Origin of the sequence: Butyrivibrio sp. DSM 10294 (assembly GCF_028539135.1) — a bacterium.
Taxonomy (GTDB): domain Bacteria; phylum Bacillota; class Clostridia; order Lachnospirales; family Lachnospiraceae; genus Butyrivibrio.
This window is the reverse complement of the sequence record NZ_JANSWL010000087.1, coordinates 301,850-319,311: the sequence shown is the minus strand read 5'-3', so window position 1 is coordinate 319,311 and position 17,462 is coordinate 301,850. Positions and strand designations below refer to the sequence as shown.

Annotated in this window: 10 protein-coding genes; 7 read left to right on the top strand and 3 right to left on the bottom strand. The window is 45.5% G+C overall.

What is annotated here, in order from left to right:
- The first annotated feature begins 37 nt into the window (after positions 1 to 37).
- The 3 genes from malQ (at position 38) to NXH67_RS15255 (ending at position 4,616) form a co-directional block, all read left to right on the top strand.
- Positions 38 to 1,552 (top strand): 4-alpha-glucanotransferase, encoded by a 1,515-nt coding sequence (gene malQ / locus NXH67_RS15265; protein WP_272797947.1) that lies wholly within the window; start codon positions 38 to 40, stop codon positions 1,550 to 1,552.
- A 39-nt stretch (positions 1,553 to 1,591) separates the two neighbouring features.
- Complete coding sequence (locus tag NXH67_RS15260; RefSeq protein ID WP_272797946.1) at positions 1,592 to 2,620, top strand: LacI family DNA-binding transcriptional regulator; 1,029 nt, start codon at positions 1,592 to 1,594, stop codon at positions 2,618 to 2,620.
- A 208-nt stretch (positions 2,621 to 2,828) separates the two neighbouring features.
- Positions 2,829 to 4,616 (top strand): sensor domain-containing diguanylate cyclase, encoded by a 1,788-nt coding sequence (locus NXH67_RS15255; protein ID WP_272797945.1) that lies wholly within the window; start codon positions 2,829 to 2,831, stop codon positions 4,614 to 4,616.
- 20 nt (positions 4,617 to 4,636) lie between these two features.
- On the opposite strand, the gene NXH67_RS15250 is transcribed toward NXH67_RS15255, so the two are convergent.
- A complete protein-coding gene (locus NXH67_RS15250; RefSeq protein ID WP_272797944.1) occupies positions 4,637 to 11,020 on the bottom strand; it encodes a leucine-rich repeat protein in 6,384 nt (2,127 codons plus the stop codon).
- Positions 11,021 to 11,239: 219 nt separating this feature from the next.
- Here NXH67_RS15250 and NXH67_RS15245 point away from each other — a divergent pair, with 219 nt between their 5' ends.
- The 3 genes from NXH67_RS15245 to coaBC are packed head-to-tail and all read left to right on the top strand — an operon-like array spanning position 11,240 to position 13,934.
- Positions 11,240 to 11,947, top strand: coding sequence for an ECF transporter S component (locus NXH67_RS15245; RefSeq protein ID WP_272797943.1), 708 nt, complete (start codon positions 11,240 to 11,242; stop codon positions 11,945 to 11,947).
- Between the two features lie 11 nt (positions 11,948 to 11,958).
- A complete protein-coding gene (locus tag NXH67_RS15240; RefSeq protein WP_272797942.1) occupies positions 11,959 to 12,744 on the top strand; it encodes a type III pantothenate kinase in 786 nt (261 codons plus the stop codon).
- The gene (gene coaBC / locus NXH67_RS15235) at positions 12,738 to 13,934 is read left to right on the top strand and encodes a bifunctional phosphopantothenoylcysteine decarboxylase/phosphopantothenate--cysteine ligase CoaBC (protein WP_272797941.1); all 1,197 of its coding nucleotides are present in this window, start codon (positions 12,738 to 12,740) and stop codon (positions 13,932 to 13,934) included. The genes NXH67_RS15240 and coaBC overlap by 7 nt, the downstream gene beginning before the upstream one ends.
- 98 nt (positions 13,935 to 14,032) lie before the next feature.
- Here the strand turns inward: coaBC and NXH67_RS15230 are convergent, their stop codons facing one another.
- Positions 14,033 to 14,584, bottom strand: coding sequence for a DJ-1 family glyoxalase III (locus NXH67_RS15230; protein WP_272797940.1), 552 nt, complete (start codon positions 14,582 to 14,584; stop codon positions 14,033 to 14,035).
- Positions 14,585 to 14,671: 87 nt separating this feature from the next.
- On the opposite strand from NXH67_RS15230, the gene NXH67_RS15225 reads away from it, so the two are divergent.
- Positions 14,672 to 15,211, top strand: coding sequence for a CYTH domain-containing protein (locus tag NXH67_RS15225; protein WP_022779178.1), 540 nt, complete (start codon positions 14,672 to 14,674; stop codon positions 15,209 to 15,211).
- Between the two features lie 86 nt (positions 15,212 to 15,297).
- Here the strand turns inward: NXH67_RS15225 and NXH67_RS15220 are convergent, their stop codons facing one another.
- Positions 15,298 to 17,295, bottom strand: coding sequence for a methyl-accepting chemotaxis protein (locus NXH67_RS15220; protein ID WP_272797939.1), 1,998 nt, complete (start codon positions 17,293 to 17,295; stop codon positions 15,298 to 15,300).
- Positions 17,296 to 17,462 lie beyond the last annotated feature (167 nt).

Genomic DNA, 17,462 nt, shown 5'->3' with positions numbered 1-17,462 from the left:
TTATTTCCGGAAATTTTTTTCTCAGAAAGGGGTTATTATGGCTAAAAAGAAGGGTAGTAGGGCCTGCGGAGTGCTTCTTCCCATATTCTCGCTGCCGTCGGAATACGGAATCGGCACTTTCTCAAAGGAGGCTTATAAGTTTGTGGACTTTCTTAAGGAGGCCGGACAAAGTTACTGGCAGCTTCTGCCGCTGGGACAGACCAGCTATGGTGATTCACCGTATCAGTCATTTTCGACTTTTGCGGGAAACCCTTATTTTATTGACATAAACACACTTATCGAAGAGGGGCTTTTGACCAAAGCTGAGGCTGATAAGTGTGATTTTGGCGGCTCTGAGGAATACATCGACTACGAGAAGATGTACAGAGCCCGTTTCAAGCTACTTATGAAGGCCTATGAGAACAGAGATAAGGCCAAGGACGCAGCAACCATCAAAAAAGAATTTGAAGCCTTCAAGAAGGATAAAGACAATGACTGGCTCTTTGATTATGCTCTTTTCATGGCTCTTAAGAATGCCTACGACGGAAGGGCATGGAATACCTGGGATGAGGGTGTAAGACTCAGAAAGACAGCGGCGATCAAGGAAGCAACAGCCAAATATGCCAAGGAGATCGATTTCTACAGTTTCCTTCAGTATCTGTTTGCCAAGCAGTGGTCACAGCTTAAGAGCTATGCCAATGAGAAGGGAATAGATATTATCGGTGATATTCCGATCTATGTTGCCTTTGACAGCGCAGATACCTGGGCCAATCCGGAGCTGTTTTTGCTGGATAAGAACAATACACCGATTGATGTTGCAGGATGTCCTCCGGATGCCTTCAGCGCAACAGGTCAGCTCTGGGGCAATCCTTTGTACCGCTGGGACTATCACAAGAAGACCGGCTATAAGTGGTGGATGAAGAGAATCGCCCAGTGCTACAAGCTCTACGATGTGGTCAGGATCGACCATTTCAGGGGCTTTGATGAGTACTATGCAATCCCCTTTGGCAATTCCACTGCGGAGATCGGAGAATGGAGAAAGGGACCGGGCTACGATCTGTTCGACACCATGAAGAAGGAACTTGGTGAGAGGAGAGTTATCGCAGAGGATCTTGGTTTCCTTACACCATCTGTTATAAAGCTTGTTCAAAAGACAGGCTTCCCCGGAATGAAGATACTTCAGTTTGCCTTTGATTCCAGGGAGGAGAGTGATTACCTTCCTCACAATTACACCAGGAACTGCATAGTTTATACAGGAACCCATGACAATGAGACCACCAGGGGCTGGTTTGATCAGCTTCCAAGGGCGGACAAGAAATTCTGCAAGGAATATCTGGGGATCCACTATGCCAAGGATGCGGTATGGGAGTGCATAAGAGCGGCATTTGCCAGCGTCTCCGACACTGTCATCATTCCGATGCAGGACTATCTGGAACTTCCTGCCTACGCCCGCATCAATACACCTTCTACTCTTGGCGGCAACTGGGTGTGGAGAATGAAGAAGGACGCCCTTACAAAAGAGCTTTGTCAGAAGATGCACGATTATGCTAGAATATACCGCAGGCTGAAGTGATTTTGCAGCTTCCTATACCAAATATGTGAGAGTACAGATATGGCAGAAATAACGATCGTAGAAATAGCAAAAAGATGCGGCGTTGGCGTCAGTACCGTATCCAGAGCTATCAATAATCACTCGGATATCAATCCTGAGACCAAGAAAAAGATAATGGCTGTGATCAAGGAGACCGGCTACATACCCAATAACAGCGCCAGGAACCTTAAGAGAACCGATGCCAAGTGCATCGCCGTGCTGGTTAAGGGTATCACCAATCCCTTTTTCTCACCTATGATCGAGGTGGTGGAGCATGAGACCGAGAAGAGGGGCTACGCACTGGTTCTTAGGCATGTTGAGGCCTATGAGGATGAGGTGGATGTCGCTCTGGAGCTTGAGAAGGAGAAGAGGCTCAGGGGCATCATCTTCATGGGAGGCAGCACCAAGCATGCGTCAGACAAGGTCAAGCAGTTAAATGTCCCTGTGGTATTTGCTACCATAGGTTCCGATATCTCGGATGATCTTAACAGAAATGCCTATTCTACAGTATCCGTTGACGATGCCTTTGAGAGTAAGAAGATCACCGAGTATCTCATCAGCCTTGGTCACAAAAAGATTGCGATCATGGCTGAGGGAAGCGATACTCCTTCAATTGTCAGGCTACGTCTGGAAGGCTATCTGGAGGCGCTTAAAGATAACAATATCGAAGTTAACAATAACCTTATCAGATACGTTGATAAAAGAATCTACACCATGCAGAACGGTTATGATACCGCCAAGGCACTTATTGATTCCGGAGAGGAATTCACTGCTTTGTACTGTGTATCCGACGTTCTTGCAATTGGTGCGCTGAGGGCCTTTGCCGATGCAGGAGTAAGAGTTCCCGAAGATGTTTCTCTTGCAGGCTTTGACGGACAGGAACTGGCAGCCTACTGTGTTCCCAGACTTACGACCATCCGCCAACCCATGGGAGATATCTCCAAGGAGACCATGAAGCTTTTGTTTGACATTATTGACGGAGAGAGCAGACATAAGCATATAGTATTTCCGGGAGAACTCATCGAGGGAGAGTCCACAAGAAAGATCTGAAAATAATATTTATACTTAATTCAGTTAATATTTAATCTTTTTTATGATTACGAAACCTCTACAAAAGTTATAATATAATCGTGGGTATTTGAGAAAGAATATTATGAAACGATTATTGGGATTACCGACAAACTTAAAGAAGATAAGGTTTCTAAACATTCTACCGTTCATTGTATGGCCGCTTTTATTTTTTGCGGCCTTTTTTATTATGTATTTCAGGTTTGTGAATCTGTATGAGAATAACCTCATATGCAAGTGCGAAAATGCGTCATATCAGGTGGAGGGGACCTTTGACTTGTATCTGACCCAGATTGACAATGTGCTTAAGGGATCCACGGCGACGCTTGAATATATGCTGGACACAGATGCTTCTGAGGAGACTATGCTGCAATTTATTACCTATGAGTCTGAGAGACTGGGAATTGTATCTTCCACAGGAGCGCGCGGAATATTCGGCGTATTTGACGGCAAGTTCCTTCACGGCCTTGGCTGGAACCCTGAGAACTACGATCCCACAGAGCGAGTATGGTATCAGGAAGCTATTAAGGCCAATGGGCAGTATGTCCTTGTAGGACCGTATTTTAACAAAAGAACCGATGAGTATGTTATTACAGCGGTCAAGATGCTTAAGGATGGAGAGAGTGTTATTGCTTTTGCAATAGATTACGAAACCTTCAAGAAGATGACAACCAGCGGAGTTACGGCAGATGAAAGCCATATGGTTCTTGCCATGAACGGAGCGGGTATTGTTCTGGCCAATTCCAATGATGATGAGATGGGAGTGGACTATTCCGTATCTCAGGATCCTTTTAAGAAGGCAATTTACAATGCCATTATGACAAACGGAGGAAAGAGCACTTTTACACTTCGGACAGGAAACGACACAAAAGACAGATACATCATCTCGAGACGGCATATCCTGTATAATCTCTATGTTGTTACCATCACCAATGAGGATGCGGAGCTGGATGATCTCAAAAAGTCGGCAATCTTGTTTGGAGGCATGCTTTTCCTTGGTATTGTAATTATTCTTGTCTTAAATATTATCGCTCTTTTCCGTGATCTTAAGGCAAGGCAGCGTGCAGAGAATCTTAATGCCATTGCAAATATTTATTCCACTGTACTCAGGATCGACATGAAGCAGGACACCTATGAGAAAATCGCAGTTGCGGAGTACAGGACCTTGAAGTTCTTTGAAGGAGCAGGTTACAAGGCCTCTGTTATGATGAAAGAGGCTGCGGCAGTTGTGGCGGATGACCGTTCCAAGGCGGATCTTCTTACCTTTACGGATCTGTCCACTTTAAGTGACAGGATGAAGGGAAGAGATACTATAGCCCAGGAGTTCCTAAGCTTTGAGCATCTATGGCAGAGAGCCAGATTCATCGTTGTGGAAAGGGATAAAGACGGGAATGTGGAGGACGTCATCTTTGCATCTGAGATAATTGATGATGAAAAGAGAGCCCGTGACAAGCTCCAATACCTCGCTGAGATCGATCAACTGACGGGAATTAACAGAAGAGGAATCGGAGAGAATAAGATAAGGGATCTTCTTAAGAAAAATGTTGGCGGAATGCTCATTTTGTTCGATGTGGACAAATTCAAGTATGTAAATGATCATTTCGGACATGAAGTCGGCGACAAGGTTCTGGTGGCAGTTGGTGAAGCCATGCTCAAGACCTTCAGAGAAAAGGATATTATAATGCGCCTTGGCGGTGATGAGTTTGCAGCCTATGTTCCCGGGGTATATACAGAGAATGGCGGTAATCAGATCATTGAAAGATTGATAGAGCACATAGATGAAATGGATATTCCGGAGCTTGGGGAACACAAGATAAGTATCAGTATCGGAGCTGCTTTCTTTTATCCTACAGATACCTTTGGATTTGAGGAGCTGTATAACCGGGCAGATTCCGGAACCTATGACAGCAAGAAGGTGGAGGGTTCGGAAGTTACCTTCTACAAGAGAATGGACAGTGGATACAATGAGGGCGAGTAAAATACTCGCCCTCCTATTTTTTACCATATCCACTTCATCCATTTGGGAAGAATCCTGAATTCAAGAGTCTTTGAGCCGTAGTAGCCTTTTTCGGGATTGCCGGTTATGGTTACTTTGCCGGTTCCGACAGAAGTATTGTTGTCGTAAGTTATGAACACGCTGTCGGAGATATCCTTGCCCTCAGAATCTGTAATGACTATTTTTGGAGTGATCTGTTCACCGGTAAAATAGATTTTGTTACTGTCAGCAAGTTTTATGCTGACTTTTTTTGTGGCCGTGATAGCGGTCAGATCGCCGGGGAGCAGGACGGTGCGGGTGCCTGTATAGTTCTTACCTTTGGCGGTAATGGTGAGGCTGTACTGATTACTTTCAGCCGCGCACAGAGCATAACTATATTCCGACGCGGGGATGACTTTTTCGTCCTGCGTAAGTTTTACGGAGACAGAGCTTGGCTTTCCGGCTTTCATGGAACATTTGGCCAGATTGACGTAGATTCCTTTGTCACCAATATTCTTTTGAGTGACGGAATAATTTAAGTCTCCTGTTTTACCGTTACCTGATACTGTGCCGGCAAAATTACCCCGGCCTGTAATCTTTATATAGGCGTATTTGCCGCTTGTAACCTTTTTGTTGTTACAGTATGTGACTTTGTAGTCTTTTCCCTCTGTAAGAGGCTTGGAATCGTATAATACACTTACTTTTGGTATGCCGCCTATAGGAGAATATGCTGCGCTGTTATCGACGGATACCTTCAGCTTGTTTGCGGCAAAAGCGCTTGCAAGGTCTGCCTTGGTGATTGAGTAGGGAAGTGTCACTTTGCCTTTGTATCTGTTAATTCCTGTAATGACTATGCTGTACTTGCCGGCATCTACGACCTGATCTGCAGTTATGGCTTCCTTACCACGCATATAAGAAACGGTATAATCCTGATCAGGGATCAGCCTTGTGGTGATGGTGGGAAGAGCGCGTCTGCCTGTGTATTTGGATACCCCTGTGCAGTCAAACATTGATGAGGACAATGATGCTTTACCCTTAACCGTAGCATTTTTGCCGATGCAGGTAATGGTGTAAATCTTGGATTTGCCCTGATAGTCACCGGTGTACAGGCCGTTTTGGCTGTTGGCCTCAAGCTGCAGGTAATAGGTCCCTTCTAAGGTGATTCCGGGGACTTTTTCTGTTAAGTCTTCGTCCACATAGTAGCTGACGGTATAGAGGTTCTTTTTAACTGTAGAGGGACCGTTTTTAACTGTGACAGCGGCATATTGGAGCTTGTTTTTGCCCTTGACGCGCACATATTCGGGAACGGTTATGTCCATGGCAGCCATGTCAGCCTTGTGGATACTAAAGGCAGCTATCAGCGGTGTGCTGTTCTTGTAATCACCCATGCCTTTGACAATGACCTGGGGAACACGGGGGGCATTTGCTGCGACCTCTGACAGTTCGCAGGGCTTAACGTTATTCTTGCAGGTCAGCTTGTAATCTGTGCCTGCGTTAAGGACTTTACTTCCGTCTCTTACAATTATCGAAGGAGTAACAGCTTTGCCTGTATAGTAATAGCTTTCGGGCCTTAGGATCTCGATGCTTATGCCGGTATCAGCTCCGTTTTTGTCCACATGGGTTTGGGCCCATTTTGCAAAAAGAGTGATATCTTTTACAACAGCGTCTTTTTCAAAATCCCATTCATCAGAGAATTGTTCATCCTTGAACCAGCCGCAGAAGACATAGCCGCTTCTCTTGGGATCGGAGGGCTTTGTTATGGTGCTGCCCACATCGGTGGTCACAGGGCTGATAACTGTTTTGGTTCCTGTATTAAAGGAAACGGTTCTGCTTAAGTTTTTCTGTGTAGACCAGCCTGCATAAAGTGTCGTATCTGCTTCAACCACATCCTTGGCAAAATTCCAGCGAAGGCTGCAGGCTTCGTCTTTGAACCAGCCTGCGAAGTAAAGATCATACTTTTTGGGGGACGTGGGAGCCTTGATGGTTTCGCCGGATCTGACATTCATAAGGGTGTCCACTACGGAGCCTCCCTGAGAATTGAAAATGACGCAGTATCCGTAATCTTTTGAATCGACCGGTTTGTTATCAGAGCTTATCACTGCGCAGCTGCCATCATTCTCCTTAAGGTCAATTCCGCCTTCGGGAATGGTGAGAGCATCAAAGGTAGTCTTGTTGATGTCGCCTTCAACGGTGATTTCGGCTGTTTTGCCGGGAGTAGCGGTGGATACATGGAATCTGTCGCTGTAGTTCTCAGTGGACACGCCCTTGTCTGTTGCTGTTACATACAGGCTGTACCAGGGCATTGACACGGCATTGCTTGTGACGAACAGTTGTTGCTTGGTGTCCTCGTCGAAGGAGGTTTCCACATTGCCGCCACATTTGATGGTTATTTTGCCGGGGAGCTGTGCCTTTACTGAGGAGTGGAACCCTGCTGCGCCGAAGCTGTAGTGGAGCGTTGTTATATACAGATCCGGAGAGACGCCGTCAGGAGATATGGTATAGCTCTTATTTTCTGCGAGCTTAGGCAGTTCAAACTCATATTCCGGATTTTCTCCCCATTGGTTGACAGTGCCTTTGCAGCTTATCTTGAGTTTGCCTGCGGTCTTTTTGCCATACCGTATTGTTGCTGAGTCTTTGCCGCTGCTGATGGTAAATGAAGAGTAGCTCGTGTTTAATCTGTAGGTAGCGGCGGCTGTCTTATCTGATTCTTTTACTCCGTAGGGATCGATGGTTCCCGGAGAAGTAAGGCCTGCGGAACTGGTTAGTATCTCTTCTGCGGTGGTTACAGAACCGAAAAAAATGTCAGCGGAGCTTCCGTATTCCTTCTCCAGTTCGCTGAAGTCGCATGTAAAGTACCCGTCGGAATCCTTTGAGATAACGGCTAAGTAGGGTTTCTCATTATAATTGCAGTCATATATGGACAGGTTATATGTGTCCGGGGATACTTCCTGCAGATCGTAGGCCACGATGGCATGAGCAGCACGGTTTTCGTCACTGCCTCCATTGTAAATCAGTACACACAGAACTACAGGCTCATAATTCTGTTTCATTTTTTGAAGAGCTGCTTCGATATTTGAGGCTTCGGCAGCTTTTGTATGCTCGGCGCTTGCGTTGTTGATGATGTCACGAAGAGTGCGGTTCCATTTAAGAATCTGATAGTAATTGATCAGACTTTCAAACTTGCCTGTCAGTTTATAAGGCATATCATCCTTGATTGATACGCTGCGGGGATTCGGGCGGTTCTTTTTAAAGGATTCTGTATCAATAACATTCTGACTGCACAAAACAGCGGTGGCAGACATTCCAAAGCAGGATCCTGTCCATCTTTCATCCCTGGCTTCCTTAAATGCAGCTTTATCTGCGTTGTTGTTATTAGCAAGAAGGATCTTAAAATCTTCATTGAGGATGTCATATTTATAGAGGTATCCGAAGGGATTAGCTCCATCAATAATATAATCCAGTTCGTAGGGTGAACAAAAAGCAGTGGAAGAATTGGTAAATCCCCAGGTATGGGTATCAAAATCAAAACCGGTTTTCTCCCAGGCTGCATAGAGTGTGATGTCATCCTCAATGTAATATCTCTTTGCCTTGTTTTTCTCATGGAAGAAATCCTGCTTGGTAGTGGGTTTTTCCATATCATACCAGCCTGCGAACTTATATCCGCCTCTTATGGGTGTAACCGCATCGTACTTGAAATCTTCCCAGGGCTTAACGAGCTGCGTATATACTACCGTGTCGGTGCCGTCGTTTTTTTTGTAGGTTACTCTGAAGGCATCGGTGATTGCCATTTTGAGGTCAAGGGTTTCAAGTACATTCCCCTTGGAATCGAGGAGGCTAATGTATATGCCCTTATTGCTGTTAATGGTGTTCTTTTCCCGGTTATAGTTCTCTTTGAAAAGTTTGCCGGGGATTATGGAAAAGGTTCTGTTTGTGTCCTCAAAGAGGTTTGATCTGTAACCATGTTGCCCTACAACATACTTTGCGACACTACCCAGTTCCTTAGAGGGGGTGACTCTGATCGCAATTACTTCTTCGGAACCTGTCACATATTTGGCAGTGGTGTTAAGTCCGTCGTACCAGGGGGTTCCTCTGTGGATCTCGACCTTGGTGGGTTCTGTTTCCGGATCATCGGGGGCAGGAGTTACCTCAATGTCCTTTCTGAAAACAGCAATCAGCGGAAGGAGGTATGAGGCGTTAAAATATCTGTCTTCACTGCCGGCGATGGTTTCCAGGGTTTCTTTCCTTGTTTTGCCTTCTGTGGTACCGGTAACATCGATGCCAACTGTATATATCCCGTATTTTGTTCTGAGTTTATCTGCCTGCTCATATATGCTCTTTTTGTTATCGTCAGGAGATCCCTGGCTGAACATTACAATGTACTTATTCTTGCAGGAGCTCTTTGAAAGCACTTTATCGGCACTTTGAAGGGCGGATAGGAAGTTGCTCTTGCCACCTGCTACCTGCATATTGATGCGCCTGTCGGGAACGCTTTTCAAAAAAGTTCCTTCCTCGGCAATATATGAATCGTCAGAGCAGGTTACCACAGATATCCTGGTGTTATACTCGGGGCCGCAGACGTAGTCGGTGAATTCGGTTGCGGCTTTTTTGAGGGCGTTCATGCGCTTTTGAGACATTTTGGAGGATGTATCCAGGACAAGAACGATTTCGGTTCCGCCATTGGAATCATCGTATTTAATGAATTTACCGGTTCTTTTGCTTGCGCTTTGCCACTCTGATGTATCATATCCCTTGCCGGATCTGGGGTAGTAAATGGTGCAGTCGTCAAGCCATGGATAATATGTTAATTCAATTTTCGGAGCAGTTTTCCCGGTAAAAATCATTTCATCAGGTAATGAAAAAGGATGATTGCCGGAACATTCTTGCAAAGCAGATGATAACTCAATTGACTTCGAAGAACTAATCCATGCATTAGCTTCCACATATTGAACAGATCCTGTCATTACTACATCTTTAAGCTTCTCAAAACCGGAAAAAGAACCCGTTCCAATCTTGTTTACATCACCTTTTATAGTTATTTGTGATATAAAAGGAGCTGCGGACTGCCAGGGAGCGGGAGAGGTGCTTGAGTAGCCGGGAATGCTTCCTGTTCCTGTGATTATAAGGTTGTGGAATGATGGCGCTTCCACTTCCCAGGTAAGACCATCAATTGTACCCTTATAAGTTATCCCGTCAAAGTCGGTCTTGGTCATTCGGAAGTTTTCACCGATATGTAATCCCTTGAAACTGCCGCATCCCTTGAAGGTATTTCCCTTGAGAGTAACATTGTCAAGTATGGTGACATAATCCAGTGTGGGGCAGTCACTGAAGGCGCCGGTGTCCACAACTGCGCCGGCTGGGATTTTGATGTTATTGTATCCTGTGCACTTGGCAAATGCGTTTTTCCCAATGTAGGTCACTGTTTGGGGTAAATAAGGCATAAAGATCTTCTCACAGCCATAGAAACAATTTTCTCCGATGCGCTGCACTTTTTGTCCGCCATTAATATGGGTTACACCGCTGCAGCCATAGAAAGCATTGTCTCCTATTTCGATAACTGAATTTGGTATGTTCAATTCAGGTAAGGAAGTACAGCCATAGAAGGCATTTTCGCCTATGTATTCCAGCTCCGTACAGTTTGATGTCTGTAAGCTTCTCAATTTACTGCATCCCTTGCAACAGTTATCGGGAATTGTTTTTAGGTTGTTTAAATATAAAATTCTGAGGTCAGGGAAAGCGTTTTTTCCGACTGTTTCAATGTTTTCATACAAGGTGAGCTGATTAAGTTCAGGACAATTATCGAAACAGTGATCGCCGATGGATTTAAGACCTTGGGAAAGCCATATATCACCCAGTGAGGTGCAGGATGCAAATGCATACTCACCAAAAGACTCTAATGTCTGAGACATTCGGATCGTCGTTACTTTATCGTTGCCAAAAAACGCCTTGTCTCCAATGGCTGTAACGGTATATCCACCAAGAGTCTCAGGGATAGTTACGAAATCTTTACTACCGGTATATTTAGTGATAACGGCTTTACCACTGCTTACTGTGTATTTAAAATCTCCGGAGGTGAGAACTTGTTCGGTAAGTTCTGCTTCCTCAATTGGAGTAACTTCTTCGGAGTCTTCTTTTTCAGAGTCTTCCTCTGTGAGTTCTTCCTCTATTGGTTCCAACTCTGTGAGTTCTTCTGATGCAGTGATTGTCTCATCTGCGTCAATAACTTCATCGGAAGTGGTGACCTCATCTGTCGGATCTAATGTGTCCTCATCGATAATTACATCTTCATCATTTACAAATTGGGAAATATCAGCCTGATCACCGGCATAAGACAAAATATGGTTTGTAGAAATCCCCATGGAAAATGCCAGTAGAAATGCTAATCCCCTTCGCACTACTGCTTTTTTCATTACACTATTACCCTCCACGCTGTAAAATATGCTTTACGCAGCGCCATTTTATCATCGCTAAATGTTGATGTATAGTGGTTTTGTGCAGAGTTCAGCCTTTGTTCACAATCTTTGGCGGGATATCGGCAATTTCTCCTTGCAAAAATATGGGCTACATAGGATAATACACTTGCATTGTATCCGGAGAGACCGGAATGATAGCAAAGGAGGAAACAGAATATGGCTAATACCCAAACTGCCGCAGCCGGCGGCGAACTTGGCGCGCAGCTCAATGAGAGAAACGCGACCGGGCTTCAGAACATGACTGTTCTGGCGTTCTTTACGGCAATCATTTTACTTATGAGCTACACACCACTGGGGCTCATCGACCTGCCACTTATCAAGGCAACAATCCTTCATGTACCGGTTATTATCGGTACCGTTATCCTGGGACCTAAGAAAGGTGCATTTCTTGGCTTCGTCTTTGGTTTTGTATCACTTATCAAAAACAGCATGGCTCCCAGTCTTCTGTCTTTTGCCTTCACACCCCTTGTTCCCGTGCCCGGCACAGGCCACGGCAGCCCCTGGGCAGTTGTGATCGCACTCGTACCAAGAATGCTGGTTGGCGTAACACCTTATCTTGTTTATGCAGGTATCAGGAAGCTTGCAGCAGGTAAGTTTAATCTTGGCGTCAAGACCATCGCCCTTACAATCGCAGGAGTAGTAGGTGCTCTTACCAACACAGCTCTTGTTATGGGGCTTATCTTCGTTCTTTTCAAAGAGGCTTTTGCAACAGCCAAGGACATTCCTGTTGATGCTGTAAGAGACGTTATCCTTGGAATCGTAGCAGCCAACGGAATCCCTGAGGCAATCTGTGCTGCAGTTATTGTTCCTTTGGTAGTTACAGCTCTTTTGAAGGTAGACATGGTTCGCAGAATGGCCAAATAAGGTAGAGTTACATGATTCTTACTTTTGATGTAGGTAATACAACCATCGCAGTCTGCGGTGTATATGAGGGAAATATCCTGTTTAAGGAAGGCTTTGCCACTTCGCTTCACGGCTTGGAGGAAGGGTATCTGCCGTCGCTTAAGCAGGTTTTGGACAAAAATATATCAAACCCAAATGATATTTCGGGCACAATCATCTCATCGGTTGTGCCCGATGCAAATATTATGCTGAAAAATGCAGTTCTTTCTCTGACCGGGAAGGAACCTCACTTTGTAGATCCGGCCGATGATACCGGCCTTATGATAAAAGATTATGACGAAAGCTGCCTTGGCATCGACAGACTTATAGACTGCGCTGCAGCGGCCCAATACTACGGAGCCCCTGTCTGTGTGTATGATCTTGGAACCGCCAGCACCTTGTCGGTTGTTGATAAGGAAGGATGTTTCAGAGGCGGAGCCATATCGGCAGGAGTTCAGCTAAGCCTTGATACTCTTGATGATCGCTGCGCAAGGCTCCCGCTTTTTTACGCAAAAGATGCTAAGATAGAGGCAGTTATAGGAACAGATGTTAAGACCTGCATGGAGATAGGTGCTGTTGTCGGATGCGCGGCTATGATAGACGGGATGGCAGCAAGGGTATCCGGGGAACTTGGATGTGACAGGGGAGAACTAAAGGTGGTTCTCACCGGCGGAAATGCGCCTTTTGTCTTACCGCATATTATGTACGAAAATGTTGTTTATGATCCGGACCTTATACACAAGGGAATGGAAATTGTATGGAGGAACAGCTCATGTTAAAGGGAAAACACATACTTCTTGGAATATCGGGAGGAATCGCAGCCTACAAGGCAGCATCGCTGGCGTCAAGTCTTGTGAAACAGCATGCTGACGTACATGTCGTTATGACAGAGAATGCCACCAAGCTGATATCACCTGTGGTATTTGATTCTCTGACCGGGAATAAAACAAGTATTGATACCTTTGACAGAAACTATGAGCACAAGGTGGAGCACATCGCTCTGGCCACGCTGGCAGATCTGGTTATTGTGGCTCCTGCCACTGCCAACGTCATTGCCAAATTTGCCAACGGCCTTGCTGATGATATGCTCACAACCACGGTTCTGGCCTGCAGATGCCCCAAGATATGCGCGCCTGCAATGAATACCGGCATGTATGACAATCCTGTCACTCAGGATAATATAGATAAACTCCGGCACTACGGATGGGAAATAGTTGAGCCTGCCGATGGGTATCTTGCCTGCGGAACTTCCGGCAAGGGCAGAATGCCTGAAGCAGATCAGCTCCTGGAGGTATGTCTCCATGCTCTTCGCCATGAGCATGACATGGAGGGAATGAAGGTCCTGGTTACTGCCGGACCCACCAGAGAGGCCATTGATCCGGTGCGTTTTCTTACCAATCATTCCACCGGCAAAATGGGATATGAGGTTGCCAAGGCAGCAACCGCAAGGGGAGCCGAGGTGACATTGGTGTCAGGGCCGGTTGAGCTCACACCTCCGCCTTATATGGATGTTGTTAATGTAATGAGTGCAAGGGATATGTTCGAGGAAGTAACTTCAAGAGCAGGAGAGCAGGATATCATTATCAAGGCAGCAGCGGTGGCAGACTACCGACCTGCTGATGTAGCCTCCGATAAGATTAAGAAGTCGGGAAATGATGACGACCTCACCTTACAGCTCGAGCGCACAGATGACATACTTGCATATCTTGGAGTACACAAAAAAGACGGACAGATCCTCTGCGGCTTCTCAATGGAAACCAAAGATCTGCTTGAGAATTCAAGAAAGAAACTTGAGAAAAAGAATCTTGATATTATCGCTGCCAACAGCCTCACCACTGAAGGAGCGGGATTTGGCGTTAATACCAATGTTCTTACGCTGATCACTAAGGATGGCCAGGAAGAGCTGCCGCTGATGTCTAAAGCTGAGGCAGCGGACAGATTGCTGGATGAGATATTGAAGTTGAGATGAGAAGGGGACGGTTGTGAGTCAATGGGGACGGTTCTTGCTGACTCACGGAGCGAGTCAGCAAGAACCGTCCCCATTGACTCGCAACCGTCCCCGTGCCATTAGTGCAGGTACACAATCTTCTTAGCCATCTCACTTGCAGCCTCCGCACCCTGGAAATGCTCAATTATCGCAAGTCCGAAAGGAATCGCAGTTCCCATGCCGCGGCTGGTGATGAAATTGCCGTCCTTGACTGTATCTGTGGTCTGTACATCAGCACCAAGAAGGTCAGGTTCTCTTCCCGGGAAGCAGGTGGCTTTTTTGCCATTTAGAAGTCCCATCTTGCCATAAACTGTGGGAGCGGCGCAGATTGCTGCCAGCATCTTGCCGGCTTCATTGAATCTGGTGATCTGCTCTTTTAACGGAACGCAGTTGTCAAGGTTGGTGGTTCCGGGCATTCCGCCGGGAAGAATCAGCATATCTGTGCTGTCAAAATCTATCTCATCAAAAAGAGCATCGGATTCTACTGTGATGTTGTGGGAGCCGGTGACATTTTTTCTTCCCATGATGGAAGCTGTTGTTATGTCTATTCCCGCTCTTCTTAAGAGGTCCACAACGGTAAGAGCTTCGATTTCTTCAAAACCGTCTGCAAGAAAAATAACTGTTTTTGCCATATATCATTCTCCCTTTCTTCTAAACTATAGTAAAATCATTATAACAAAGAATTTTGCCAAGGGAAAAGAAAGGTATAAATATTCAAAATGGGAATTGAAATAGAAAAGAAATTCACTGTGAAAAGTCTTCCAGAGGATCTTACGAAATATCCTTACCATGAGATAGAGCAGGGGTATCTCAACGTCCATCCCGCTATCAGAGTGCGCAGGCAGGACGACATATATTACATGACCTACAAATCATCTGCAATCTCCGAGAATACAGATAACATCGGACAGACAGAGTACAATATGCCTCTTGATGAACAGTCCTATGAGCATCTGGCGCAGAAGGCAGATGGCAATGTCATCAGGAAAACAAGATATTTGATCCCGCTTAACGAAGATGCATATTCGGAGGCGTATCTTAGTGATACTCCCGAGCTTGATAAGCTAATTAAGGATGGGAAGATGGTCATTGAGCTGGACGTGTTCAAGGCGCCCTTCGACGGGACAATTGTGGCAGAGGTAGAGTTTCCTTCGGAGGAGGCAGCAGCTGCATACAAGCCTGCGCCCTGGTTTGATAAGGATGTGACATCAGATCCCAAGTACAGAAATTCCTACATGAGTTCTCTAAAACTTGGTTGAGATACTATATGATCTAAAGCAAACATTACAAAAAATCGGCGGACATGCGTATGTTGCATGTCCGCCGTTATTATGTGCAATATAGATTATTTGAAGAATTCCATCTCCTGATTGAGCTTCTCGGCAACTTCCTTGAGGCCGTTGGCACTGCTTGCAAGGGTTGTAACCGTAGCGGAGAGTTCTTCCATGGAGGCGCCTGTCTCCTCTGATGAAGCTGCGTTCTCTTCGGAGATTGCGGACAGGGCACTCATGGTATCAACAACAGCATTCTTGGAGCTCTCGCAGGTATCTGCCCCCTGGGAGATGAGCTGTACGCCGCCTACGGTGCTTCCGATATCTCCAAGCATTCCGTTTACTGCATCCAGTGTCTCGCCAAGAGCAAGCTGCTGGTCCATATTTCCCTGTTTTACGTCTTCAGCAGCAGTAACGGCAGCCTTGGACTGTTCGAGAAGGATATCCATCTCTTTTCTGATATCGTCAGCCATTGCCTTGGAATCATCGGCAAGCTTACCAATCTCTTCGGCAACAACCGCAAATCCTTTACCTGCCTCACCGGCTCTTGCAGCCTCGATGGAGGCATTGAGGGACAGGAGGTTGGTCTGGGTTGCGATGGATGAGATACCCTCAACCTTGTCATTGATATTGGAAACGGCTTCCTGGGTAGCTGCGATGGTTCTTGAAATATCGTCGATCTTGGTTGTCATCTCTGTGGAAGAATTCTGAAGGGATGCCAGTGAATTGCTGGATATCTCGGAGGCTTCCTTCATCTTGTTTGCCAGATTTGACAGATTGTCTGTGGAATTCTGTACATCTCCCACAGCATCACCGATACGTCCGACATTTTCGGAGGCCTGCTGGATCTCATCAGCTTGCTGAGTGGCTCCTGATGCGATTTCCTGTACGGCATTGGATACGTCCTCTGCGGTTTGGGAGATCTGGTTAGCCATATCTGACAGTTCTTCGGAGGAGGAAGCAACGCTGAAGGCAGATTCTTTTATGCTCTGAACAATGTCCTCAAGCTTATCGATAACGGAATTGGTACTGTTTACCATGGTGCCGAATTCGTCTTTCTGAGAAGTGAATTTATTAATTTTGGCAAAATGTCCGTCGGCAAGTTTGGCAAGGGAGTCGTTAACAGCCTTGACGGGATCGGTGAAGCTCTTGGCCATCATAAAGGAAATAACGGAAGCTATTAGCAACATTACGACACCAACGATGATGGTGAATATAGCAGATTTCTGAGCAGCATTCATAGCCTTGTTATAGTCAGTAGATACTACAACCTTGTAGCCGGTAACCTCATCTGTGCACCAGGACATGATCAGTGGTGTTTCATAGGATACCTTATCAATTATGGTTCCCTGGTCAGACAAAGTGTAGGGAGCTCCTGTAAGATCATATACATCGTCTACGCCAAGGGACATCTTTGCGTGGGCTGCCATTATATTATCTCTGGCTATCACAAAGGCATCCTCTGTTTCCTGCTCAAGGAAAAGATGCAGAGCCTCAAGATTGTAGTTTCTCTGAACTTCACCAAGTACAGTTCCTGAAGGATCTTTAATGGGAACTGCCATTGTTATCTGACGAAGTCCTGAGGAGGCACTAACGATGACATTTGATATGAAGATATTGCCCTTCATGGCTTCCTGGAAGTACTCCCTTTCGTGAACATCAACGCATTTGCCGGTGGATCTTATGATCTGCATACCGGTGGTATCTGCGATGGCCATGGAGTTGCCGTCGTTTAAGATATTATCGCCTGAAGTCAACATATCGATCATTACCTGATCTTCGATTCCTGCTGTTCCCTGCATGTAAACGAGTGTTGTAGGGTTACCGGCAATACTCTCAAGGATCATAAGATTCTTGTTAATGATATCGGCATAATCGGCGGCAATATATTTTGCCTGCCATCCAAGGGCAGTTTTAGCATCTTCGAGAGCTTTATTGGTTGAAGATACGTAGCTGATAATAAGTGATACAATGAGCGGAATAGACACTAACAGCAAAATAATGGCAATTAGCCTTGTTTTTATGCTGTTTTTTGCACTGATTTCATTTTTTTTCTTCACTGAATCTGCCATAATAAGCCTCCGTGAAATTTATTTGTAAAAACATAAAGATACGATATAACGTACACAAATTATACAACTAATACGGTGGAATGTGGCATCATTTGGGGATTTTTAATACTTTTTTAATTCTTGAAATTATTAATTAATAGATAAAGGTTATTGATAAAAATTATCAA

Excerpts from the sequence above, each read along its gene's own strand:
- malQ (WP_272797947.1), top strand. The coding sequence starts at position 38 with ATGGCTAAAAAGAAGGGTAGTAGGGCCTGCGGAGTGCTTCTTCCCATA.
- NXH67_RS15260 (WP_272797946.1), top strand. The coding sequence starts at position 1,592 with ATGGCAGAAATAACGATCGTAGAAATAGCAAAAAGATGCGGCGTTGGC.
- NXH67_RS15255 (WP_272797945.1), top strand. The coding sequence starts at position 2,829 with ATGTATTTCAGGTTTGTGAATCTGTATGAGAATAACCTCATATGCAAG.
- NXH67_RS15250 (WP_272797944.1), bottom strand. The coding sequence starts at position 11,020 with ATGAAAAAAGCAGTAGTGCGAAGGGGATTAGCATTTCTACTGGCATTT.
- NXH67_RS15245 (WP_272797943.1), top strand. The coding sequence starts at position 11,240 with ATGGCTAATACCCAAACTGCCGCAGCCGGCGGCGAACTTGGCGCGCAG.
- NXH67_RS15240 (WP_272797942.1), top strand. The coding sequence starts at position 11,959 with ATGATTCTTACTTTTGATGTAGGTAATACAACCATCGCAGTCTGCGGT.
- coaBC (WP_272797941.1), top strand. The coding sequence starts at position 12,738 with ATGTTAAAGGGAAAACACATACTTCTTGGAATATCGGGAGGAATCGCA.
- NXH67_RS15230 (WP_272797940.1), bottom strand. The coding sequence starts at position 14,584 with ATGGCAAAAACAGTTATTTTTCTTGCAGACGGTTTTGAAGAAATCGAA.
- NXH67_RS15225 (WP_022779178.1), top strand. The coding sequence starts at position 14,672 with ATGGGAATTGAAATAGAAAAGAAATTCACTGTGAAAAGTCTTCCAGAG.
- NXH67_RS15220 (WP_272797939.1), bottom strand. The coding sequence starts at position 17,295 with ATGGCAGATTCAGTGAAGAAAAAAAATGAAATCAGTGCAAAAAACAGC.